The organism is Sphingomonas sp. BL-S-28, assembly GCF_055521515.1.
Genome location: NZ_CM145483.1, coordinates 1751840 through 1772957, shown reverse-complemented (window position 1 = coordinate 1772957; position 21118 = coordinate 1751840). Strand labels below are relative to the sequence as shown.

Genomic DNA, 21118 nt, shown 5'->3' with positions numbered 1-21118 from the left:
CGCTCCATGCGCAAACCGGCCGCTCGTTCCACGCTCCGTTCGGGAAGCAGGTTGCCGGAAGACATGACGCAGACGTTCCAGTTCGATGCGACCGACGCCAAGATCGTCGAGTTGCTGCGCCTCAACGGCCGCGCCAACAACCAGCAGATTGCCGAGACGCTGGGGCTGACGGCCACCACCGTTTCCACCCGCATCAAGCGGCTGGAAGACGCCAACCAGCTGCGCGTCGTCGCCGTGTCGGACTTCTCCGCCCACGGCTACAACGTCCTGCTCAAGATCGCGGTGGAAGTGGACGGCCGCCCGGTGAACGACGTGGCGCACGATCTGGCCGCGCTGCCCGAAGTCTTCGCCGTGCATCTCGTCACCGGCCGGTACGATATCGACATGCTGGTGGCGCTGCAGGGGTTCGAGGATCTGTCCGGCTTCCTGCTCGACGATCTTTCCACCGTACGCGGCATCCGCTCGCTGACGCCCGCCGTGGTCGTCGATATCATCAAGTACCAGTTCGACGTCGCGCCGATCGAAGCAAGGGATCGCTGAACAATGTCCTCCCCCGTGCTCGACGCACTCGACCACCAGCTGATCGACCTGCTTGCGCGTGACGCGCGCGTTTCCAACCGCAAGATCGCCGCCGAACTGGGCGTTACCGAAGGCACCGTGCGCGGCCGCATCAAGCGGTTGCAGCAGGACGGCCTGATCGCTTTCACCGCGATCACCGGCTTCGAAATGGGCAAGAAATCGCGCCTGGCCTTCATCAATGTGCAGGCCGACGTGCACCGCGTGCGCGAAGTGGCGGAAGCCATCGGCGCGCTGCCCGAAGTCAACGCCGTGCTGGTGACGATGGGCCAGTTCAACATCGCCGCGCTCTGCCTGTTCGATGAACTGGAGACGCTGCAGCACATCGCTTCCGAACTCGTGCTGATGATCGACGGTGTGCACCATGTCGAAACCTCGATCGCGGTCAGCACCGTGAAGTACGAGGCGCGCATGGCCAAGATCACCCCGCCGGACCACATTGCCGACGAGGATTAAGCGCCAGATTTCGCGAATTGGCCGAAAGCAGTCCATTCTGGTTTGCATTTGCGTAATTCAATAGATATACGATGACGCAAATCTAAAGCGTCATCGGTGAGTCGCCCTTGCTTGCGCAGCTCCCGACGGCCAACGGGAGCAGGCATATGAGCGAGAACCGGGCGGCACCGGACCGCACCCTCATGCATTCCGGGGAGCACCCCCAGCAGCAACCGGCGTTGGATGCGCGGCTGAAGCACGTGCTGCGCCACCTTCCGGCGCCGGTGGGCGTGGTCACCAGCTTCGATCCGGAAACCGGCGACCCGGTCGGCCTTGCGATGTCGGCGATCATGCCCGTCTCGCTGGAGCCATGCTCGATGGCGATCGCGGTCAACCGCTCGGGTTCCAGCCACGACGCATTGGTGCGCAGCGGCGAATTCTGCATCAACCTGCTGGACAGCGAACGGCACGGCCACATGGAGCCTTTCGCCCGGCCGGAAGCGCGCGCGCTGCGCTTTACCCAGCCCGAATGGCAGCGCCGGGGCCGCGTCTGGTTCATCGACGGCGCGCCCGCCAACATCTTCTGCCACATCCGCGAGCGCGTTTCCTACGGCACGCATGACCTGCTGATCGGCGATGTCGACGAACTCGTCGCCACCGGGGGCGAGGACATTCTGGGCTGGGCCAATGGCTGCCTGGGCCGCCTGTCTCCGCTCGCCGCCTGACCCCACCCTTTTGCAAGAGAGTGCAATGCCCGAAAACGACGCCTTGCTGGCGCGGATAGACCGCCTTGAATCGCTGGACGCCATCCGCCAGCTCCCCGCCAAGTACGCCCTTGCACTGGACATGCGCGACAGCGATGCCTGGGTGAACCTGTTTCCCGCAGACGTGAAAGTCGGCGGCGGCCAGTCTGGTCGCAAGGCGCTGCGCGACTGGTTCGACGAGACGCATTCGCGCCAGTTCACCGGCACATCGCACCACATCGGCGGCCATGTGATCGACTTCGACGATGCCGACAATGCGCAGGGCGTCGTCTATTCCAAGAACGAGCATGAGGCCGGCGGCGACTGGGTGGTCATGCAGATGATGTATTTCGACCGGTATGAGCGGATCGACGGCCGCTGGTTCTTCCGTCGCCGCCTGCCGCTCTACTGGTACGCCAGCGACCTGAACCGCCCGCCCATCGGCGAGCGCAAGATGCGCTGGCCCGGCGAGCCGCCCTACGAAGGCAGCTTCCACGACTTGTTCCCCAGCTGGAAAACCTACTGGGATCGCCATGGCATGGCGCATGACGGCCCGGTAGACGCGCCCGCGCCGCTGGAAAAATTCATCGAAACGATGCGGCGCGGCGCCCCGCTGCCCCGTCCGCGTGTGCGGAGTTGAAGGGGCCGATGGATCCGCTTTTCACACCCGTCCGCCTTGGCGCCATCCACCTTGCCAACCGCGTGGTCATGGCCCCGATGACGCGCGACCGCGCCGGGCCGCAGGATGAGCCGACCGACCTGATGGTGCAATACTACCGCCAGCGCGCATCGGCCGGGCTGATCGTCACCGAGGGCACGCAGCCCTCCCCCACCGGCAAGGGCTACTGGCGCACACCGGGTATCCATTCGCCCGCGCAAGTCGAAGGCTGGCGCAAGGTGGCGGAGGCGGTTCACGGCGAAGGCGGGCGCATCGTCGTGCAACTGATGCATGTAGGCCGTGCGTCGGTGCGCGCGAACAAGGCCGCCGACGCCGAAACCGTGGCCCCGTCCGCGCTGCCCTGCCCGGACCCGATCCCCGGTCCTGACGGCGTGCCGGTGCCCACCGAAATGCCGCGCGCGCTGGAAACGGGCGAGATCGACGGCGTCATCGCCGAATACGTGGCCGCCGCACGCAATGCCCGCGCGGCGGGGATCGACGGCGTGGAACTCCACTGCGCCAGCGGCTACCTGCCGATGCAGTTCCTCTCCTCCAACAGCAACCAGCGCACGGACCGTTACGGAGGCTCCGTACAGAACCGCGTGCGGTTCGTGGTCGAAGTGCTGGAATCGCTGGCAAAAGCCATCGGCGCGGACCGCGTGGGCCTGCGCATCTGCCCCGGCGTCACCTTCAACGGCATGGCCGATGCCGACCCGGCCGAGACCTACGCCACGCTGCTGGACGCCATCGAGCCGCTGGGGCTGGCCTATTGCCATCTGATTCACATCCCCAATACCGGGTTCGACGCGCTGGAACTGGTACGCGCACACTGGTCCGGCCCAGTGATCGAAAACTGCGCACTCACGCCCGAAAAGGCGCGCGCCGTGCTGGCGGAGGGCAAGGCCGATGCCGTCTCTTTCGGCTTCGCCTACATCGCCAACCCCGATCTTGCGCAGCGGCTGCGCGTCGGGGCCCCGCTCGCCAAGGCGGACCGCGCGACATTCTACACCGGCATGGGCGACGACCGGCGCGGCTATACCGACTACCCCGCGCTCGCCGACTAAAGCACGACAGGGATGCAGCGATGAGTGAAATCCAGACTTTGCTCGACGAGCGGCAGATCGTGCGGGGACTTTCCCGCTTCGCCCGCGTGCTTGACCGGAAGAAGTGGAGCGAGCTTTCGGATGTCTTCGCCCACAACCTGACCTTCAACTACGGATTGGGTGAGGAAATCGGCATCGCCGCACTGGAACGCAACATGCGCCGCTATCTCGACCGGTGCGGCCCCACGCAACATCTGATCGGCAGCGTGATCGTCGATATCGACGGCGATCACGCCACAAGCAGCGCCTATGTGCAGGCACGGCACCAGCGGCAGGACGATCCGGTCGGCGCGATATTCGATTCCACCGGCGAATATGTCGATCGCTGGCAAAGGCAGGATGAAGGCTGGCGCATCGTGCGGCGCGATGCGCTCTGGTTCCTCCACGCGGGCGATCCCACCGTTATTTCCGCCGAAAACGCAGGGCTGGGATAAGGCCGATGAAGGACGACACGATGACCGCGATGGCACAGGGAACCCGGCTGCTGGCAGGACGCGCGGCGCTGATCACCGGCGGTGGACAGGGCGTGGGCCAAGGCATCGCGCGGGCCTTGGCCGAAGCCGGGGCCGATGTGGTCATTGCCCAGCGCCGTCTGGACGAAGCCGAGATCGAGGCTGAATGGCTGCGCCGAACCCACGGTGTACGTGCCTTGGCGATGCAGATCGACGTGACCCTCCCCGAACAGATCGAGCGGATGGTGGCGGAAACCGTCGAACATCTCGGCCGGCTCGACGTGCTGGTCAACAATGCCGGGGCCAGCTTTCCCAAGCGACTGGAAAGCCACAGCGATGCGGACATGGCGGCGAGTTTCGACCTCAATTATTGGGCCGTATTCCGCGCCATGCGCGCTGCGTTTCCGGTGATGAAGGCGCAGGGCTATGGCCGGGTGATCAACCTCGGCTCGCTGAACGGCGTCAATGCGCACATGTTCACCGCCGCCTACAATGCCAGCAAGGAAGCCGTGCGCGCGCTGACCCGCACGGCGGCGGTCGAATGGGGGCCGCATGGGATCACTTGCAACGTGATCTGCCCCTCCGCCACCAGCCCGCAGGCGCGCGACTATTTCGAAGCCAACCCCGCCATGGCGGAGGAAATCCTGTCGCAAGTGCCGGTGGGCCGCTTCGGCGATGCCACAAAGGACGTCGGCCCCGTCGCCGTGTTTCTGGCCAGCGAGGGCGGCGGCTACATGACCGGCAACACGCTGTTCGTGGACGGCGGCGGGCATATCAACGGCGTGTCCTGGCGGCCGGAAGTGGCGGCATGAGCATGTCCCCCGCATCCCTCACTCCCTCCCGGCTGGGCCTGACCGGCCGCGCCGCGCTGGTCGCTTTCGCGACGATGAGCGGCGTCGCCAATAGCACGCTCTCCCCCATCCTGCCGCAGATCGAGCGCGAATTCGGCGCCGCAAGCGGCCATGTCACCGTGACCATGGTGCTGACCGTATTGGGGCTGGGCGTCCTGATCGGATCGCCATTGGGCGGTTGGCTGGGGGACCGGCTGGGCCACCGCCGGGTGATGTTCGTTTCCGGCCTGCTCTACGGCCTAGCCGGCTGCGGTATCCTGTTCGCGGCGACGCTGGAACAGGCGGTTTTCGGCCGCCTGATCGTCGGCATCGCACTGGGATCGATGGGCGCGGCGGCGTTCTCGGTCATCGGCGATTATTGGGACGAGGCGGGGCGCAATTTCTGGTCCGGCGTGATCCCCTCGGTCGGTGCGCTGGCGGGCATGGCGCTGTCGATCGTCGCTGGCTCGCTGGCGGATACGGCGTGGCGCACCTCGTTCCTGATCTATGCCGTGGGCTTCGTCGCGGCGGCGCTGGCGCTGGCGGGAATTCCCGAAAAACCGGCTACCACCTCGCGAGCGCGGGCAACTGCGGGATCGGGCATTCCGGTAAGGCTGCTGCCCTCCATCCTGGGCTTCGGCCTGATCGTCGGCAGCATCGCCACCGGCACGTCTGCCTATCTGCCGCACCGGCTGGTCGATGTGGGCGTGGCCACAAGTTCGGGCCGCGCCGTCGTCGCGCTTTCCGGCGCGGCAACGGTGGTGCTCACCGGCTTCGCCTATGGCCGGATCCGGCGGCTGATCTCGCTGAACCTGGCCTTCGTTTTCGGCGCGGCGTGCAGCGGCTTCGGCCTGCTCATCATGGCCTATGCCCCCACCGCGCCGATGGTCGCGCTGGGCATGGCGATAGAGGGCGTGGGCATCGGCATGCTGATGCCCAGCCTGATGGTCTATGCCATCGGCCTGTCGGACGAGAGTAATCGCGGGCGCGTGATCGGCCTGATGAAAGGGGCGATTTTCGGCGGCCCGTTCCTGGTGCAGTTCGCACTCGATCCGGTCCGCCTCCACGCCGGAGCCTCTGCTGCGCTGGCGATCCTGTCGACATCGGGCGCCGTGCTGGCGTTGTGGTTCGCAGCGCGCTGGCTGGGCCGCCGGCCGAAACTGGCCTGACCGCCGTCAGCTCAATCCTGCCGCGGCATCGGCGATGCCGCTGGTGTCGAACGGCCGAAGCGCGCAGAGCAAGGTGAGCCAGCGGCCCGGTCGCAGGCTCGTTTCCCGGTCGCGGTCGCCCAGTGCCTGCACGTCGCGGCGCAATCGCTCGATCAGTTCGGCGAGTTGGCCCGCCCCTGCTTCGGACAGCTTGATCAGTTCGGAGGTGTAGACCGCATCGGGCGCGCCGAAATCCATCGCCATGAACTGCTGTTTCAGGTGGGTTTCGAACAGCTTGCGCAGCGGCAGCTTGCGGAAAATCAGCGCCCGGTCGACGCGCGGGCGCACGCGGTCTCCGCGCAGGCGGTCGATCAGCGCAAGGCGCTCCAGCTTCAGCAGGGCGGCGTCCAGCGTGGCGCGCGGCAGGCCGAAATCCTCACCGATCTCGCGCGGGCTCGCCCCTGACAGCAGCGCCATGAACAGGGTGGAGAGAAACACGTCGGCAGAGAGCGCCCGCTCCTGCGCCAAAGTCAGTTCGCGGGCGAGGCCGGTGCGCGCCTGCTCCGCCTCCCGCGCGAGTTCGGAGATGGTGGTGCCGCACAGTTCGGCCATGCGTTCCAGCCGGTCCAGCGTGAGTCCCTTGCCCACGATCCAGCGCTTTGCCGTCGCCTCCGAAACGCCCAGCGTTTCGGCCAGACGGGGCGCCGTCCACCCCTCCTGCCGCAAGTGGCGGCGCAGCACGCCCAGCATGGCATCGCTTGTGGAATCGTATCGCATTTCGATACGCATGGGCGCAGATCATGACACGATTTTCAAGCCGTTTCTTCGGCCCCACGCCCCCTCATTCTATCATCTTCCTCGCGACAACGATCGCCCGGCGGCCTCTTAGCGGGCCGGGGAAAAAAGTGTGGGAGATGCCCGAAAATGGAAGATATCCTGATCAGGAACGGCACCGTGGTCGACGGCACCGGCGCCCCGGCCTACGCGGCCGATGTACGCGTGACCGGCGGCACCATAGCCGAAGTCGGCCCCGGCCTGGAGCCGCGCGGCGAGCGTGTGGTGGATGCCACAGGCTGCTACGTCACCCCCGGTTTCATCGAAAGCCATACGCATTACGACGGCACCATGTGGTGGCAGCCCGATCTGGACCCCCTGCCCGGCTATGGCGCGACGACGATGATCCTGGGCAACTGCGGCTTTTCCACCGCGCCGCTCCATCGCTACATGCCCGCGCAGAAGGAGATGATCGGCATCTTCTCGTTCTTCGAGGATATTCCCGAAGGCCCGTTCCTCCAGCACTTGCCGTGGGACTGGAACACATGGTCCGAATACCGCGCATCGGTGGAGCGGAACGTCACGGTGCCGCTGAACTATGCCGCCTATGTCGGCCATATCGCCATCCGCCTTGCCGCGATGGGCGTGGAGGCGTGGGACCGCGAGGCGACGCCCGAGGAAATCGCGCGCATGTGCGAATTGCTGGACGATGCGCTGGCGGCAGGGGCCCTCGGCATGTCGGACAATCTGCACGATCATGACGGTCAGGACCGCCCTGTGCCGACGCTGAAGGCCAACGATGCCGAGTTCGCCGCGCTGTTCGACGTGATGGAGCGCTATCCCAACTGCTGCTATCAGGTGATCGTCGATACTTTCATGCGCATGACCGGCCCGGCCGACCTTGAGCGGCTGGCGAAGTTGCTGGGCGGCCGGAAGATCCGCGTGCAGATTGCGGGCGCAGTGCCGACGCTGGATTTCCAGAAGCCGATCCTGCCCGCGATGCAGGAAAGCCTGCGCACGATGCGCGAGGCGGATGTCGATATCTGGCCCGGCTTTGCGCACGTTTCGCCCACAAACGTGCTTTCCATCGTTAAGTCGCTGATCTTCGCCCAGTCCAACGACTATGTCTGGCACGAGGTCGTCATGGCCGAGGATCATGGCGAAAAGGCGCGGCTGCTGGCCGATCCGGACTGGCGGGCGCGCGCACGCAAGAGCTGGGACGAGAACGCCTGGGATCATTCGCCGTTGAAGAACCCGCAGGCGCTGAACCTGATCGACAGCGAGAATGGCACCGGCCCGGTCAACGTGACGCTCAAGGCCTATGCCGATGAGCGCGGGCTGCATCGGTCCGACGCGATGGCGGAGTGGATTCTGGCCAACGGCACCCGCTCCACCGTGCACATGGCGCCTTTCCCCAAGGACGAGGCCCTGACGATCGAACTGATGCGTGACCCGAAAACCGTGGGCAACATCTCCGACGCCGGCGCGCACTTGCAGATGCTCTGCGGTGGGGGCGAGAATGCGCTGCTGCTGACGCAGTACGTGCGTGAGGAAGGCTCGCTCTCCATCGAAGAGGCGGTCCACGTCATGACCGGCAAGCTGGCCGGCCACTTCAACCTCAACGACCGGGGCGTGATCGCACAAGGCAAACGCGCGGACATCGCCGTGTTCGACCTTGCCGAAGTGGAACGGCGCGATATGGAAAAGGCGCATGACGTGCCGGACGGGCGCGGCGGCCATTCCTGGCGCTTCACCCGCAAGGCGATGCCCACCCGCCTGACGCTGGTGAACGGCGTGCCCACGTTCGAGAACGGGGCCTATACCGGGGCCAAGCCGGGCCAGTTCCTCTCCCCCGCGATCCAGCCGCTGGGCAATTTCGCGGAAGCTGCCGAATGATCTGACAAGACCAACCGGGGCAGCGCTTCCCAAGGAGAGAAGCGCGCCCCTACAGGAAAGGATGTCCCGATGAACGAAGCCACGATCGGCGATGCCGACCGCGCCTATTTCAACGGCGCGATCAAGGCGATCACCACGCAAAGCTCTGTGCTGGTCAGTTCCTCCCGCTACCTCAACCACGCGCCGCTGCGCGCGCTGATCGCGCAGGAGATGCTGCGCCGGAACGGGCCGGACCTGCCCAACACCGCCTATATCCCCGAAGTCGCGCAGATCTTCCACGAACTGGAGGACATGGCCCGCATCATCCAGTTGTTCGAGATGGAGAAGGCCCGCCTGCCCGAATTCCGCCGCTGGCTGGAGGAAAAGCGGCTGGCAGACTTCACCATCGCCGAACTGGAACACTGCGCCCCCGGCACGCTGGGCGCGGCGATCCGCGATTTCATGGTGAACTCGGGCTATCAGCTGGACCTGTTCTTCCAGGAAGTGCAGGTGGTCAACGACTTCACCTATTACTTGCGCCAGACCGCGCTGACGCATGACATCGAGCATATGGTGACCGGCTTCGGCCCCAACCACGGCGGCGAGATCGCGCTGCTGACCGCCAACATGCATGCCAAGGCGCGCTATTTCCATCCGGAGCTTTCCGCCTTCTTCTCGCGCATCGCCTTCTACCTGAAGGCCAAGACGATCCTGAAGGACGGACTGCACTATCCGGAGGCGATGGTCGTCAATCTGGAAGCCGAATTCCGCGGGGCCGAACAGGGGCGCAACTGGACCATGCCGCTGATGCTGGTGGACTGGCGCGCGCGGGTGGACCAGCAGATCGTCGACATCCGCCGCGAGCTGGGGATCACGCCGGCAGAGGAAGGCCTCTGGCTCGATACCAATCGCCTCTGCAACGAGGATGATCCCGACTACCAACCGGCTCTCCAGGCCGCCGAGTAAGGCGGCCTCCTCCCAGGCCGGTCCCGCGTCCTGCGGGGCCGGCCGACCCGGTGGCGCGCGGCATCGCGCGGACCGGAGCGGCTGCGGCACGCCTAAAGCGTGATGCAGCCGCAGCGAAATCCCAACAACAGGCGATAAACCGACCGGAACGACAGAACAGAACCACAAAAAATTGGGGAGGCACTTGCATGAAGAACCTGAACCTCGCGCGTTTCGCGGGCTGCTCGGCGCTGGCCATGGGGCTGGCCGTAACGGCCACGCCAGCGTCGGCGCAGACCGCGCCTGACGGGGCCCCGCAGCCGGTGACCACCATTCAGGAAATCATCGTCACCGCCCAGAAGCGATCCGAGAACCTGCAAAGCGTGCCGGTCGCCGTCACTGCCATCACCGCCGACCAGATCGCCAATTCGCGGATCGAGAACATCGCCGACTTGCGCTCGGTCGCGCCCAATCTCTACGTCGTCACCCAGCCGGGCGGCAACGCGATCCCCTCCACCATGATGCGCGGGCAGGTTTCCGGCGCAGCGTCCAACCCGACGGTGGACAACGGGATCTCCTACTACATCGACGGGGTCTATCTCGGCTCGCTCAGCGGCATCATCTTCGACGTGGCCGATATCGAGCGGATCGAGGTGATCCGCGGCCCGGCCGGAACGCTGTTCGGCACCAATTCCACCGGCGGCGCGATCAACTACATCACGTCCGGCCCGCGCGGCGTCTTCGCGGCCAAGCAGGATTTCAGCTATGCCCGCTTCGGATCGTTCCGCAGCAAGACGCGGATCGATCTGCCCGAATGGCACGGGATCAGCGCGGCGGTCAGCTATCTCCACAATGAAAAGCGCAACAACGTGCGCAATTTCGACCAGATCACGCTCGACTATTCGAACGAGACTTCGGGCGAAGTGGGCAAGCTCACGTCGGTGAAGCGGCTGGGAGAAAGCACCACCGATGCCGTCCACGCGGCGGTGCGCTGGAAACCGCTGGACGACCTGACGATCGACTACAAGTTCGACTGGTCACGGCAGGAATTCTCTCCCCCGCCGGTCTATCTGCTGGGCTTCCCCGATACGCCGGGCGGGATCGCGGCCTATCAACTGGTGGCCTCGCAAGTCTATTTCGGCGGGCCGACGCTGGACGACTATATCCAGACCAAGCGCGGCAACGTGGTGTTCAACGACACGACGACCAAGAGCGTGACGAAGACGACCTCTCACCTGATCGTCGGCACCTATCGCGCGAATGAGCACCTGACGATCAAGAACACCACCAGCTGGCGTTCGCTCGATCGCAATGCCTTCACCTCGAACCTGGACGGAACCGGCACGCTGACGGTGCCGATCGCCTATGGGCCGGACGGTTCACCCGTCGCCTTCGCGCCGCTCTCTCCGCTGTCGGTGCGCTGCTGCAACCAGCTGCGTCAGTTCAGCAACGAGCTGCAGTTCAACGTGGACACCACGCCGGTCGCGGCGACCGCGGGCCTGTTCTACTACAACCGCCGTACACCGCCGGGTGAGAATCCGTTCGGCTTGCCGGTCGTCGATACCTTCCAGGTCTTCCCCGGCAACGCCCATCCCGGCACGCCGATCACCGATTTCGACCGCAGCTTCTACTTCAAGGTCCGGCAGGTCGCAGGTTATGGGCAGGCGACCTGGCACGCCACCGACCAGATCGATGTGACGGGCGGCATTCGCTACACGCAGGACGACAAGACCTTCTTCGACACCTCGGCGGGCGAGCCGGGGTCGACCTACACCTATTCGAAGGGCAATTTCAGCTACCTCGCGAACCTGACCTACAAGCCTTCGCGCGACCTGCTGCTCTATGCCAAATACGTCACCAGTGTCATTGCGCCAAAGCGTTCCCAAGATGCGGCAGGGCGATTTTCTGGCGCATTTCCGCCATTTTCTTAGAACGCGCGACGCACATAATCTCGGCGTCAGTTCGACTAGGAGCCACATAGGAGCCACGCGGAGGAAAGCTGAGGCGTGCTCCCGCGCAAAGCATAAAGATACCTACTTGGCGCGCATCCTTGGCTCCGGCCCGATGAATACAACTTTTTCTCCTATTCCAACCCGCCGATTCTGCCGGCGCGGCCTTTGGGCTCACCTCACTCACTGCCCGCCTGAGCATGCAGAAATCCCGATCCTGCCGCCTGGGTGCATCAGAAAGCCAGCATGGTGCACTCGAACGTATATTTCCCAAGTGCTTTTCCGGTGACAGCTTAATGGTCCAAAACTGTTTCGCGGAATAAGGGTCTTAAACTATGACCAAGCCAAATGGCGTGCATCTGACAAATTCCGAGGCCGCCGAATATTTGCGCCTTTCACCGCGTACGCTCGAAAAGCTGCGGGTTGTCGGCGGTGGCCCACCCTTTCGGAAATTCGGGCGACGTGTCGTCTATGCATTTTCCGACCTTGAAGCATGGGCGAATGATCGATCATTTGACAATACGAGCCAAGTCCACTGAAACTTCAATTCGCCGAGCGAAATCGGGCCGCGCTTCGGCCTCAGCTACACCCCGCCGTGGGGCACGATCGTAAATCGCGAGTTGCGATCAACTTTTACATCACTTCTGCTGAGCCTGCACCTGCAATGCTTGGCACTCATGGGCAGCGCTTCAACACACCTTCAGCCAAGCGAGCGTATCGCGAACAGCCTCACCAAGCGGAGTATGTGGCTCTGCTCCGAGGAAACTCGTCAAGCGGCTATTGTCCAGACGGATCGGTTGCTGCCAGAGATAGCGCATCTCGACGATTTCGCGCGGCGTCTCCTGAAACCAACCAGCCGCTCGAAGAAGTAACCAGGGAAACCGCCTGACCGCGATGTTTGGACGCCCCAGAGCAGAGATAATCGCCCTTACCATCTGGGCGCCATCGAAATCCCAGTGCCCTTCGAAATGAAAGCGCTCGAAACGATCAAGCGCATCGGTCCGATCGAGCAGCCGCGCGACGGCCTCACCAGCGTCAGGCAAATAAGCCCAGGCGTGACCGATTCCCTCGCGCCCCGGATAGGTTATGGTCCTGAGCCGCGTACCCGGCTTGACCAGTCCTTGCGAGAACCAGTTGTTTCCACTCCCTGGGCCGAAGAAATCACCAAACCGAAGGATCAGCACCGGCACCCCATTCTCAGCTGCCTTCGCGAGCCGTCGTTCAAGCTCGACACGGATAGCGCCTTTGCTCGTGAGGGGATTTTGGGGAGCGCGCTCATCGAGATCGGGAAAGGCGTCGGGACCGTAATTGTAGATCGTGCCGGGCAGGACAAGGCGTGCGCCCGCGGCCCTCGCCGCCGCAATGCTATTGTCGATCATCGGCAGGACCAGGTGCCCCCAATTGCGATAGCCCGGAGGGTTCACACCGTGGAAAACGACCTGAGCGCCTTGCGCCGCACGGAGCACGTCTGCCGCATTCATCGCATCGCCTTCGATCCAGCGGATGCCTGCGGACTGATCGCCCCCGCTTGGGCTAGCCCCGCGGCGCATCGCCTTCACCGACCAGCCATGTGCCAGCATCGCCCTCGCCACTGCCCCGCCGATGCCGCCCGTTGCGCCCAGAATCAGAACCGTCCTTGTCTTGCTCATCATGCTTCTCCTCGTGACAGGAGAGATCTGGACCGCCAGCAAATGAAAGATAATTACATAATTACTTCGATCTGCTAGTGCATAAACTATGAGCCAATCGTTAAACTGGGAAGATCAGCGCGCGTTTCTCGCGGTGCTTGAAGAGGGCAGTCTTTCCGCGGCAGCACGCCGGCTGAAGGTTACGCAGCCAACCGTCCGCGCACGGCTCGAAGCGCTCGAACGTGCGCTCGGCATCCGATTGTTCACTCGCTCTGTGCGCGGTCTCGTGCCCACTGCTCAAGCAAGAGTGTTAGGCGAGGCAGCCCGCGCCATGGCCCGCGCGTCGCAGGCCTTTGAGCGAGGCGCCAGTGCACTTCCCGGCGCAATCGCTGGCGTGGTGCGCCTGAGTGTATCCGATTTCGTGGGTGTCGCGGTCTTGCCCCCGATGCTCGCCAGGTTACGCCGACGCCATCCTGCGCTGATCCTCGAGGTCGAAACGAGCAACCTTTCCGCCAACCTGCTGGAACAGGAGGTCGATGTAGCAGTGCGTATGACGCCGCCCCGGCAGACCTCACTGGTCGCGCGCAAAGTGCCATCGATCGCACTCGGCTTCTACGCCCATGTCGATTACCTGACCGCGCGCGGGCTACCGGTTACACTCGCGGATCTGAACCAGCACGATCTGGTGGGTCCGGACAGATCCCCGCAGGATCTAGATGCGATTACGCGCTTGCTTCCGGATCTTGATCAAAGTCGGTTCATTTTGAGGATGGACAGCCATCCGGGGCAGCTTGCGGCGGTACGAGCCGGTATCGGAATCGGCGTCATACAGCGTGCCGTCGGCGATAGCGACCCAACGTTGAGCGCTGTTCTTTCGGATGTTGCTATCCGTGCGCTCGACACATGGGTGGTTATCCATGAGGATTTGCGCGATACTCCCCGCGTTCGGACGGTATTTGATCATTTGGTTGCCGAATTCGACAACTACGGGAAAGCGTAACTCCGCCGATTAAGCAGTCATTCGCGGGGCCAAGTCTGAGCTTTCAAACGCGCCCTACGTTCACCCATCAATGGGATGGACCTCAACGATCCGGGGTATGCAAACCTGCAAGTCGCGGAACTACCGTCGACGGGCACTCAAGGCGCGAACAGGCGAACTACCACTTTGGGCACAAATCTCCTATGTGGAGCAAGTTCAGCCTCGAGGCGGCTAGCAGCAAGACCTCCCCACTCCTTGAGTCTCCTGGATTGTCTCCACCCCAAAGAGCGTCCACATCACGCCGAAGTCGTTCTTAAATGGCCACCAAGGGAAATGTTGGAACGTCCGCATTTCCCTTGACGAAATCGTGAGTGCTCAGGAATCCAGCAAGACCGTCACTGTCTTGCTCTCCGTGTAGTGAAGAACGCCCTCTTCACCGACCTCTCGCCCCCAGCCAGACTCCTTCACGCCGCCAAACGGAGCGGAAGGGTCATTCATTCCGTGAGTGTTTACCCAAACGACGCCTGCCTGAAGTTGACGCGCCGTCAGGTGAGCACGTGAAATGTCCCGCGTCCAGATATTTGCCGCTAGCCCGTAACGAGTATCGTTTGCGGCCCGCACCACGTCGTCCACGTCATCGAAAGGCGTCGCGACCAGCACCGGACCGAAGATTTCCTCACGCACAATGCTGGCGTCGGGATCAGGATTGGCAAAGATCGTGGGCTCGACAAAGTAGCCGTCGCGTCCGCCTGTGGTGCCACCGCTGACCAGCTCCGCGCCAGCCTGCTTGCCCTGTTCGATGTAGCCCAGCACGCGGCTCTGCTGGGCACGAGACACGAGCGGTCCGAGCATGGCATCGGGATCCCGGCCATGGCCGAGCTTGAAACCCGCAGCCACCTTCGCCACGCCTTCGACCACCCGGTCAAATACCGACCGCTCGACATAGAGGCGAGACGCGGCGAGACAGACTTGGCCGGAATTGAAGAAGATCGCCAGCGCAGCACCCATCGCCGCGGCATCAAGATCGGCATCGGCAAAGACCAGTGAAGGAGACTTGCCGCCCAGTTCGAGAGTCACGCGCTTCAGGTCTTGCGCGGCGGTCCGGACGATTTGCTTGCCCACTCGCGTCGACCCGGTGAAGGCGATCTTGTCGATACCGGGATGCTCGACCAGCGCCTGCCCCGCTTCATGGCCATAGCCGGTGACAACATTGAGCACCCCTTCCGGCAGACCAGCTTCCAACGCCAGTTCAGCAAGCCGCAACGCAGTGAGCGGGGTCACTTCAGATGGCTTCAGAACGATGGTGCAGCCGGCAGCGAGTGCCGGGGCGATCTTCCAGGCCGCCATCGCCAGCGGATAGTTCCACGGCACGATCTGGCCGACGACCCCTATCGGTTCGCGCACGGTGTAAGAATGGTACTGCCGCCCGTCACCGGAGAACGGGTTGACCTGCCCGCCGATCTTCGAGGCCCAGCCGGCCATGTAGCGGAAGATATCTACGGCAGAGGGCACATCCACGGCCAGAGCGTGGTGGACGGTCTTTCCGTTGTCGTAGCTCTCGAGCAGGGCCAGCTCATCAGCATGGTCCTCGATCTTGCGCGCGATCGCCTCGATGATGCGCCCCCGATCGAGCGGGCGCATGCGGGACCATTCCGCACTCTCAAACGCCTTGCGCGCCCGCGTGACCGCGCGGTCGACATCCGCCGCGCCGCCGGCGGGCACGCTAGCGAAAATCTTGCCGGTAGCCGGATCTTCTACATCGATCCGCGCGCCGCCTTCCGCTTCATAGCGTTCGCCGCCGACCAACATCCGCGTGTCCGGCAGGTTAACCTCGTGACCGGGCTCGCCGTGGCGGTTCGAAGCGAAGGTCGAGGGTGCATTCATCTCTGTTTCTCCGGTAAAAACGGGAAAAAGGGACCGCGCCGCCCAATATTCCGGCGCGGTCCATGGGGAGGAGCTTCAGAAGTTGGCCGATAGGGTCAGGCCGTACGTGCGGGGTCGCCCCGCAAAGCGCACGGTCGTGTCGGTAATGCGGGTCGCGTTGGACCAGTAATATTTGTTGGTCAGGTTGCGCACGAAGGCGGTCAACTTGTACCGCTTGTCGTCAAGACTGAGACCCGCACGCAAGTCGATCAGGGTGTAATCGGCAATCGTCAAACCGCCCATACGGGTCAGTTCTTCAGACGGCGTATCGCGGGCATCGCCCAGCACCGCCTTGGTATCGCTCTGGAAGCTGAGATTGCCGCCAACGAATGCGCCGACGGTTTGGCTGAGAGTCCAATCGTACTGGCCGTCGATGACGATCTGGTATTTGGGCGTGTAAGGGAACGACGATCCACCGAAGTCGACCTGATTGCCGTAGGAATCGTAGTTGACGAAACTACCCTTGATCTTCGTATCAAGGTAGGTCGCGCCAATCGAAACGCGCAGCCCATCGGTTGGTGCAAGATCGAGCTGGATCTCTGCACCCTGCACGCGAGACTTGGGCACGTTCACCAGCGCCTCCAGCGGCCCGAAGATATCGGGATCGGCAACAACGCGCCCCTTGAACTGCTTGTTGCTGTAATCGTAGTAGAATACCGCACCGTTGACCTGCGCTGTTCTATCCAGCAACGTCAACTTGGCGCCGATTTCGTATGCCAGGACGGACTCCTGCTTGACCGGGGCGAACTGGTTGGCATCGCTGGCCGAAAGCAGCGGGAAACTGCCCGATTTGTAGCCCTTACTGACCGACGCATAGAGCAACGCGTCCCTGGAAGGCTTGAAGTCGATGCCCGCGCGCCACGACACATTGTTTTCGTCCAGACTGTCCTGCACCTCACCCGCCGTCAAAGCGGCGGCGTCAATCGTCACGCATGCATCGGGCGCAATAGAGATCGGATCGAGCCCTGCCCCGCCGCGGATTGCGTTGAGCAGGTTCTGAATGCCCTGTCCGAGCGCAAAACCGCGATCGGCCGTGCAACCGGCGAAGTCGATCTTGGTATCCGTGTAGCGAATGCCGCCATGCAAGGTGATCTTGTCACCGATGTCGTAATCGAGGTTGGCGAAGACCGCCTTGTTGACGAACTTCTGCCGGGCATACTGGCTGTAGACGAAAAACGGAACGCCCAATCCCGCATCGACAAAGTTGTAGGCCGACGTCGACTGGTCGTATGGCCCCGCATCATCCTGCTGATAGGTCTTCTCTCGCGCGTAATTGGCGCCGATGATCCAGCTCAGACCACCGGACTTGCCCTGCAACCGAAGTTCTTCGGAGAGCGCGGTAATCTTGCCTGTGGTGTTGTAGAAATAGTCTCGCAGCGCCACGCCATCCGGATCGATATCAGCATCGTTGTGGTACTTTGACCAGGCCGTGATCGAGGTCAGCGTGATATCATCGGTAAGATCAACATCGCCGCGCAGCGAAGCTTGGTAGAACCAGTCGTCGCGCTTGGGTGCCTGCTCCGGGGTCCAGTCGGCAGCCCGATTGTTGGCGGGCGCCAGCGGATATGTGGCAAGGTCGCCCAAACGCGCGGGATTGCCAAGCGGCACCACACCGATCAGTTGTGCCGCCTGCCCATCGCTCTTGTCGATGAAGCCATTGAGATTCAGCTCGAAACGGACGGTGTCTGCCGGCTGGAAGTCGATCAGCACGCGGCCGCTTGTGAAGTTGCGATCGCCAAGCTTGTCGTCACGCGTATAGCTACGTTGCCACGCACCGCCCTGCTCAGTCCGTACCGCGACACGCGCCTTTAAAGTGTCCGTGATCGGGCCGCTGACATACCCGCCGGCCGAGATTTCGCCGAAATTCTGGATTCCCGCATCGAGCCCTGCATGGAAGGTTGAAGTGGGCTTGGCGGCGATGTAGTTGATGGCGCCACCGGTCGCGTTCGATCCGAAAAGGGTGCCTTGCGGGCCTTTGAGCACTTCGACCCGCTCCAGATCGAGGGTCGCGCCGCGCGTCATAATCGAAAATGGCAGCGGCACCTGGTCCTGGTAGACGCTCACCGTCGGCTTTGCGGCAAGGCTGGTGTCGTAGAAGCCCACTCCGCGCAGCGTGTAGACGGGCGTCGCATAGGCACTTTCGGTATAGTTGAAGCCCGGCACGATCTTCACGAGATCGCCGACATCGGTGATGCCCTGATCCCGCAATTTGTCGCCCGATGCCGCCGTAATGGACAGAGGCACGTCGTTGATCGCCTCGGACCGCTTCTGTGCGGTGACGACAATTTCCTGGATGCCCGTCGCAGGTGTCGCCTCCTGAGCAAGGACCTGTGTCGACATGGCGAGCGACGATGCTCCCGCCATCAGCAAGATATTGCGGTTCATGGTATTGGCCTCTCCCTTAATGTCCGCGCTTTTGCGCCAGACTGTTCTTGCTTCGGCCCGGTCGCATGCCGGGCCCTTACTCCTCAATTTTTGGTGAAGCGGATCGGCAGCGACTTGTAGCCGCCCACGAAATTGGTCTCGACCATGCGCGGCTCGCCCGCGAGTTCGATCGATTTCAGATGCGGCAGCAGCTCCTGGAACAGCACACGCATCTCCAGCTTGGCGAGATGTTGGCCGAGGCACATGTGCGGCCCGAACCCGAAGGCGACATGCTGGTTCGGCGAGCGGGTAATGTCGAAGCGGTCGGGATCTACGAAGACATCAGTATCGCGATTGCCCGAGGGGTAACACATCATCAGGCGGTCCATCGCCTTGATCGACTGCCCGCGCAGCACGGTATCTTCCGCCGCATTGCGCATGAAGTGCTTGACCGGGCTGGTCCAGCGGATCGCCTCGTCCACCAGTCCGGGGATCAGGCCGGGATCTTCCTTCACTTTGGCGAAGTTCTCCGGGTTCACGATCATGCCGTGCAGCCCCCCCGCCGTCGAGGACGAGGTGGTGTCATGTCCGGCGGTCGCGATGGCGACGTAATATCCATTGGCCTCCGCGCGCGGGATCGGCAGACCATTGATGCGGGAATTGGCAATCAGCGAGAGCAGATCGTCAGTCGGCTCTTCTCGGCGCTTTGCACTGAGATCGTCGAAGTATTCGTAGAAATCCTCCAGCGCGGCCGCCCACATTTTCGCCCCTGCCACGGGATCGGCGACCATCTCCGGACGCTGCTCCTCCGGGTCATGGACGCCGAAGAACTCCTGCGTCAGCTTGAGCATGCGCGGCTCGTCCTCGGGGGGAACGCCGAACAGCGTCATAATGACCCGCAGCGGATAGTGCAGCGCGAAGTCGCGCACGAAATCGCATTCGCCGTCGAAACTGAGCAGGTTCTCGACCGACTGCCGCGCAAGGCGCCGCACCTGCTCCCCCAGCTGACTGACCCGGCCGGGCAGGAACCAGTTCGATGTGAGGTTGCGGTAGGAAGCGTGCTCCTTGCCGTCCATGTAGGTCAGCGACGAGATGATCTTGGTCGAGCCGCCGTTGATCGATCGGGTGAACTCATCCGAAGCCTGGTCATTCAGCACAGGGTTGAAATCGGCGTTGCGGAACAGTCTGGAATTACGCTCGGCTTCGCGAATATCTGCATGCTTGGTGACGATCCAGATCGGATCGAAGCCCGGCACATGGGCCTTGGCCAGCGGCATGTTCTCACGCAGCCAGCGGAAGGTGCCGTAGATCAACTCATCGTCGGTATAGGATTTCGGCGAAATCACGGTGCGTGCGATGTCGTCGGGAATGACGGGGCAGCTCTCGGTATCGAGCGAAACGGTCATGGTCTCTCCCTCGGGCGGTTGGATCCGCCGCAAATTGCGTGTTAGCCACACGTAACTATAGACAGCCCGATACGTCAATCGTAGTCATAGGTCCGACCATTCGAGCGATCAGATCAATGAAACGGCAGATTTCCGCCATTCCCGACCTGAATGGAACGCGTGACCGTCCCGCAAATCGAATGGCGAGGCAAAGATCGAATAGGAGAGATGCGTTATGGAAATTCGTGCTGCTGTGGTTCGCCAGCCAGGACAGGAATTTGTCGTCGAGACCCTCACGCTCTCGAAACTGCAACCCGACGAGGTACGAGTAAAGATCGTAGCGACCGGCCTGTGCCACACCGATCTCGTCGTGCGCGACCAGATCCTGCCGGTTCCTTTACCCGCTGTTCTCGGCCACGAAGGCGCCGGAATCGTAGAAGAAGTCGGATCGCAAGTGACCTCGCTCCAACCTGGCGACAGCGTGATCCTGGGCTTCGCTGCATGCCGGCAATGCCCGCAGTGCGACGCTGGCGAACCTGCCTATTGCCGCGACTTCGCCGCGCTGAACTTCGGTGGCCATCGGATGGACGGCAGCACATGCCTGCATGACGGCGAGCACGCCGTCAGCAGCCACTTCTTCGGGCAATCCTCGTTCGCAACGCACGCGATCGCCGCCGCCCGCAATCTGGTGAAAGTGCCGAAGGAAGCGCCGCTTGCCCTCCTCGGCCCGCTAGGCTGCGGGATCATGACCGGCGCCGGTGCAGTGCTCAACGCCCTTGAGGTCAAAGCAGGGGAGAGCCTGCTGGTGACGGGCGCAGGACCGGTGGGCCTAAGCGGAGTCATGGCCGCCGCATCAGTCGGGGCGAGCGCGATCATTGTCTCCGACCCGCTTGCTTCGCGCCGTGAGATGGCGCTCGACCTCGGTGCGACCCATGCTCTCGATCCCGCCGATGGCCCGCTGGGGGAACGAGTGCGCACCATAGTTCCGGGCGGGATCGCCGCCATGCTCGATACATCGGGCGTACCGGCGGTGATCGAGGATGGCCTGGGTGCCGTGGCAGTACTCGGACGCCTCGCCATGGTCGGCGTGCCGCGCAGCGCCGATGCCGCGATCTCGCTCAACCTGCTGCACATGCTCTCGCTCGGCCTGAAGGTCTGCGGCGTGACCGAAGGCAACGCGGATCCGCAGGATTTCCTGCCTAGGCTGATCGAACTCCATGCCGCCGGACATTTCCCGTTTGACCGCATGATCCGCACGTATCCGCTCGACCGGATCAACGAAGCGGTCGCGGACCAGCACGCGGGTCGCTGCGTCAAGGCCGTGCTGACGATGTAACATTCTGGCCGGGCA

General features: G+C 63.2%; 19 protein-coding genes. 14 read left to right on the top strand and 5 right to left on the bottom strand.

The window, feature by feature from the left end; all coding sequences use genetic code 11:
- Positions 1-63: 63 nt before the first annotated feature.
- The 8 genes from ACZ1JC_RS07535 to ACZ1JC_RS07500 all read left to right on the top strand — a co-directional run bounded on the left by ACZ1JC_RS07535 (position 64) and on the right by ACZ1JC_RS07500 (position 5966).
- Positions 64-540 (top strand): Lrp/AsnC family transcriptional regulator, encoded by a 477-nt coding sequence (locus tag ACZ1JC_RS07535; RefSeq protein WP_395337015.1) that lies wholly within the window; start codon positions 64-66, stop codon positions 538-540.
- A 3-nt stretch (positions 541-543) separates the two neighbouring features.
- Positions 544-1032 carry an Lrp/AsnC family transcriptional regulator gene (locus ACZ1JC_RS07530; protein WP_465140163.1) on the top strand — a complete coding sequence of 163 codons (489 nt, stop codon included), beginning with the start codon at positions 544-546 and terminating at the stop codon, positions 1030-1032.
- A gap of 146 nt (positions 1033-1178) precedes the next feature.
- Positions 1179-1736 (top strand): flavin reductase family protein, encoded by a 558-nt coding sequence (locus ACZ1JC_RS07525; protein WP_465140164.1) that lies wholly within the window; start codon positions 1179-1181, stop codon positions 1734-1736.
- Positions 1737-1761: 25 nt separating this feature from the next.
- A complete protein-coding gene (locus ACZ1JC_RS07520; RefSeq protein WP_465140165.1) occupies positions 1762-2394 on the top strand; it encodes a nuclear transport factor 2 family protein in 633 nt (210 codons plus the stop codon).
- An 8-nt stretch (positions 2395-2402) separates the two neighbouring features.
- Positions 2403-3476, top strand: a complete 1074-nt coding sequence (locus ACZ1JC_RS07515; RefSeq protein ID WP_465140166.1) for an alkene reductase — start codon at positions 2403-2405, stop codon at positions 3474-3476.
- Positions 3477-3496: 20 nt separating this feature from the next.
- Positions 3497-3949, top strand: coding sequence for a nuclear transport factor 2 family protein (locus tag ACZ1JC_RS07510; RefSeq protein WP_465140167.1), 453 nt, complete (start codon positions 3497-3499; stop codon positions 3947-3949).
- 5 nt (positions 3950-3954) lie between these two features.
- On the top strand, positions 3955-4779 hold the full coding sequence (locus ACZ1JC_RS07505; RefSeq protein WP_465140168.1) for an SDR family NAD(P)-dependent oxidoreductase: 825 nt from the start codon (positions 3955-3957) through the stop codon (positions 4777-4779).
- On the top strand, positions 4776-5966 hold the full coding sequence (locus ACZ1JC_RS07500) for an MFS transporter (protein ID WP_465140169.1): 1191 nt from the start codon (positions 4776-4778) through the stop codon (positions 5964-5966). The genes ACZ1JC_RS07505 and ACZ1JC_RS07500 overlap by 4 nt, the downstream gene beginning before the upstream one ends.
- A gap of 6 nt (positions 5967-5972) precedes the next feature.
- Here the strand turns inward: ACZ1JC_RS07500 and ACZ1JC_RS07495 are convergent, their stop codons facing one another.
- Positions 5973-6734 (bottom strand): helix-turn-helix domain-containing protein, encoded by a 762-nt coding sequence (locus ACZ1JC_RS07495; RefSeq protein WP_465140170.1) that lies wholly within the window; start codon positions 6732-6734, stop codon positions 5973-5975.
- A gap of 135 nt (positions 6735-6869) precedes the next feature.
- On the opposite strand from ACZ1JC_RS07495, the gene ACZ1JC_RS07490 reads away from it, so the two are divergent.
- The 4 genes from ACZ1JC_RS07490 (at position 6870) to ACZ1JC_RS07475 (ending at position 12027) form a co-directional block, all read left to right on the top strand.
- A complete protein-coding gene (locus ACZ1JC_RS07490) occupies positions 6870-8615 on the top strand; it encodes an N-acyl-D-amino-acid deacylase family protein (protein WP_465140171.1) in 1746 nt (581 codons plus the stop codon).
- A 69-nt stretch (positions 8616-8684) separates the two neighbouring features.
- A complete protein-coding gene (locus tag ACZ1JC_RS07485; protein WP_465140172.1) occupies positions 8685-9560 on the top strand; it encodes a Coq4 family protein in 876 nt (291 codons plus the stop codon).
- A 188-nt stretch (positions 9561-9748) separates the two neighbouring features.
- Positions 9749-11470 (top strand): TonB-dependent receptor, encoded by a 1722-nt coding sequence (locus ACZ1JC_RS07480; protein WP_465140173.1) that lies wholly within the window; start codon positions 9749-9751, stop codon positions 11468-11470.
- A gap of 353 nt (positions 11471-11823) precedes the next feature.
- On the top strand, positions 11824-12027 hold the full coding sequence (locus ACZ1JC_RS07475; protein WP_465140174.1) for a helix-turn-helix domain-containing protein: 204 nt from the start codon (positions 11824-11826) through the stop codon (positions 12025-12027).
- 150 nt (positions 12028-12177) lie between these two features.
- Here the strand turns inward: ACZ1JC_RS07475 and ACZ1JC_RS07470 are convergent, their stop codons facing one another.
- Positions 12178-13140 (bottom strand): NAD-dependent epimerase/dehydratase family protein, encoded by a 963-nt coding sequence (locus tag ACZ1JC_RS07470; protein ID WP_465140175.1) that lies wholly within the window; start codon positions 13138-13140, stop codon positions 12178-12180.
- 85 nt (positions 13141-13225) lie between these two features.
- On the opposite strand from ACZ1JC_RS07470, the gene ACZ1JC_RS07465 reads away from it, so the two are divergent.
- Positions 13226-14116, top strand: a complete 891-nt coding sequence (locus ACZ1JC_RS07465) for a LysR family transcriptional regulator (protein WP_465140176.1) — start codon at positions 13226-13228, stop codon at positions 14114-14116.
- A 354-nt stretch (positions 14117-14470) separates the two neighbouring features.
- On the opposite strand, the gene ACZ1JC_RS07460 is transcribed toward ACZ1JC_RS07465, so the two are convergent.
- The 3 genes from ACZ1JC_RS07460 to ACZ1JC_RS07450 all read right to left on the bottom strand — a co-directional run bounded on the left by ACZ1JC_RS07460 (position 14471) and on the right by ACZ1JC_RS07450 (position 19788).
- Positions 14471-15904 (bottom strand): aldehyde dehydrogenase family protein, encoded by a 1434-nt coding sequence (locus ACZ1JC_RS07460; RefSeq protein WP_465140271.1) that lies wholly within the window; start codon positions 15902-15904, stop codon positions 14471-14473.
- A 150-nt stretch (positions 15905-16054) separates the two neighbouring features.
- A complete protein-coding gene (locus ACZ1JC_RS07455; RefSeq protein WP_465140177.1) occupies positions 16055-18403 on the bottom strand; it encodes a TonB-dependent receptor in 2349 nt (782 codons plus the stop codon).
- A gap of 83 nt (positions 18404-18486) precedes the next feature.
- Positions 18487-19788 carry a cytochrome P450 gene (locus tag ACZ1JC_RS07450; RefSeq protein WP_465140178.1) on the bottom strand — a complete coding sequence of 434 codons (1302 nt, stop codon included), beginning with the start codon at positions 19786-19788 and terminating at the stop codon, positions 18487-18489.
- Between the two features lie 214 nt (positions 19789-20002).
- Here ACZ1JC_RS07450 and ACZ1JC_RS07445 point away from each other — a divergent pair, with 214 nt between their 5' ends.
- Positions 20003-21103 carry an NAD(P)-dependent alcohol dehydrogenase gene (locus tag ACZ1JC_RS07445; RefSeq protein ID WP_465140179.1) on the top strand — a complete coding sequence of 367 codons (1101 nt, stop codon included), beginning with the start codon at positions 20003-20005 and terminating at the stop codon, positions 21101-21103.
- Positions 21104-21118 lie beyond the last annotated feature (15 nt).

Coding starts and splice junctions, on each gene's coding strand:
- ACZ1JC_RS07535 (WP_395337015.1), top strand. CDS start 64: ATGACGCAGACGTTCCAGTTCGATGCGACCGACGCCAAGATCGTCGAG.
- ACZ1JC_RS07530 (WP_465140163.1), top strand. CDS start 544: ATGTCCTCCCCCGTGCTCGACGCACTCGACCACCAGCTGATCGACCTG.
- ACZ1JC_RS07525 (WP_465140164.1), top strand. CDS start 1,179: ATGAGCGAGAACCGGGCGGCACCGGACCGCACCCTCATGCATTCCGGG.
- ACZ1JC_RS07520 (WP_465140165.1), top strand. CDS start 1,762: ATGCCCGAAAACGACGCCTTGCTGGCGCGGATAGACCGCCTTGAATCG.
- ACZ1JC_RS07515 (WP_465140166.1), top strand. CDS start 2,403: ATGGATCCGCTTTTCACACCCGTCCGCCTTGGCGCCATCCACCTTGCC.
- ACZ1JC_RS07510 (WP_465140167.1), top strand. CDS start 3,497: ATGAGTGAAATCCAGACTTTGCTCGACGAGCGGCAGATCGTGCGGGGA.
- ACZ1JC_RS07505 (WP_465140168.1), top strand. CDS start 3,955: ATGAAGGACGACACGATGACCGCGATGGCACAGGGAACCCGGCTGCTG.
- ACZ1JC_RS07500 (WP_465140169.1), top strand. CDS start 4,776: ATGAGCATGTCCCCCGCATCCCTCACTCCCTCCCGGCTGGGCCTGACC.
- ACZ1JC_RS07495 (WP_465140170.1), bottom strand. CDS start 6,734: ATGCGTATCGAAATGCGATACGATTCCACAAGCGATGCCATGCTGGGC.
- ACZ1JC_RS07490 (WP_465140171.1), top strand. CDS start 6,870: ATGGAAGATATCCTGATCAGGAACGGCACCGTGGTCGACGGCACCGGC.
- ACZ1JC_RS07485 (WP_465140172.1), top strand. CDS start 8,685: ATGAACGAAGCCACGATCGGCGATGCCGACCGCGCCTATTTCAACGGC.
- ACZ1JC_RS07480 (WP_465140173.1), top strand. CDS start 9,749: ATGAAGAACCTGAACCTCGCGCGTTTCGCGGGCTGCTCGGCGCTGGCC.
- ACZ1JC_RS07475 (WP_465140174.1), top strand. CDS start 11,824: ATGACCAAGCCAAATGGCGTGCATCTGACAAATTCCGAGGCCGCCGAA.
- ACZ1JC_RS07470 (WP_465140175.1), bottom strand. CDS start 13,140: ATGATGAGCAAGACAAGGACGGTTCTGATTCTGGGCGCAACGGGCGGC.
- ACZ1JC_RS07465 (WP_465140176.1), top strand. CDS start 13,226: ATGAGCCAATCGTTAAACTGGGAAGATCAGCGCGCGTTTCTCGCGGTG.
- ACZ1JC_RS07460 (WP_465140271.1), bottom strand. CDS start 15,904: ATGTTGGTCGGCGGCGAACGCTATGAAGCGGAAGGCGGCGCGCGGATC.
- ACZ1JC_RS07455 (WP_465140177.1), bottom strand. CDS start 18,403: ATGAACCGCAATATCTTGCTGATGGCGGGAGCATCGTCGCTCGCCATG.
- ACZ1JC_RS07450 (WP_465140178.1), bottom strand. CDS start 19,788: ATGACCGTTTCGCTCGATACCGAGAGCTGCCCCGTCATTCCCGACGAC.
- ACZ1JC_RS07445 (WP_465140179.1), top strand. CDS start 20,003: ATGGAAATTCGTGCTGCTGTGGTTCGCCAGCCAGGACAGGAATTTGTC.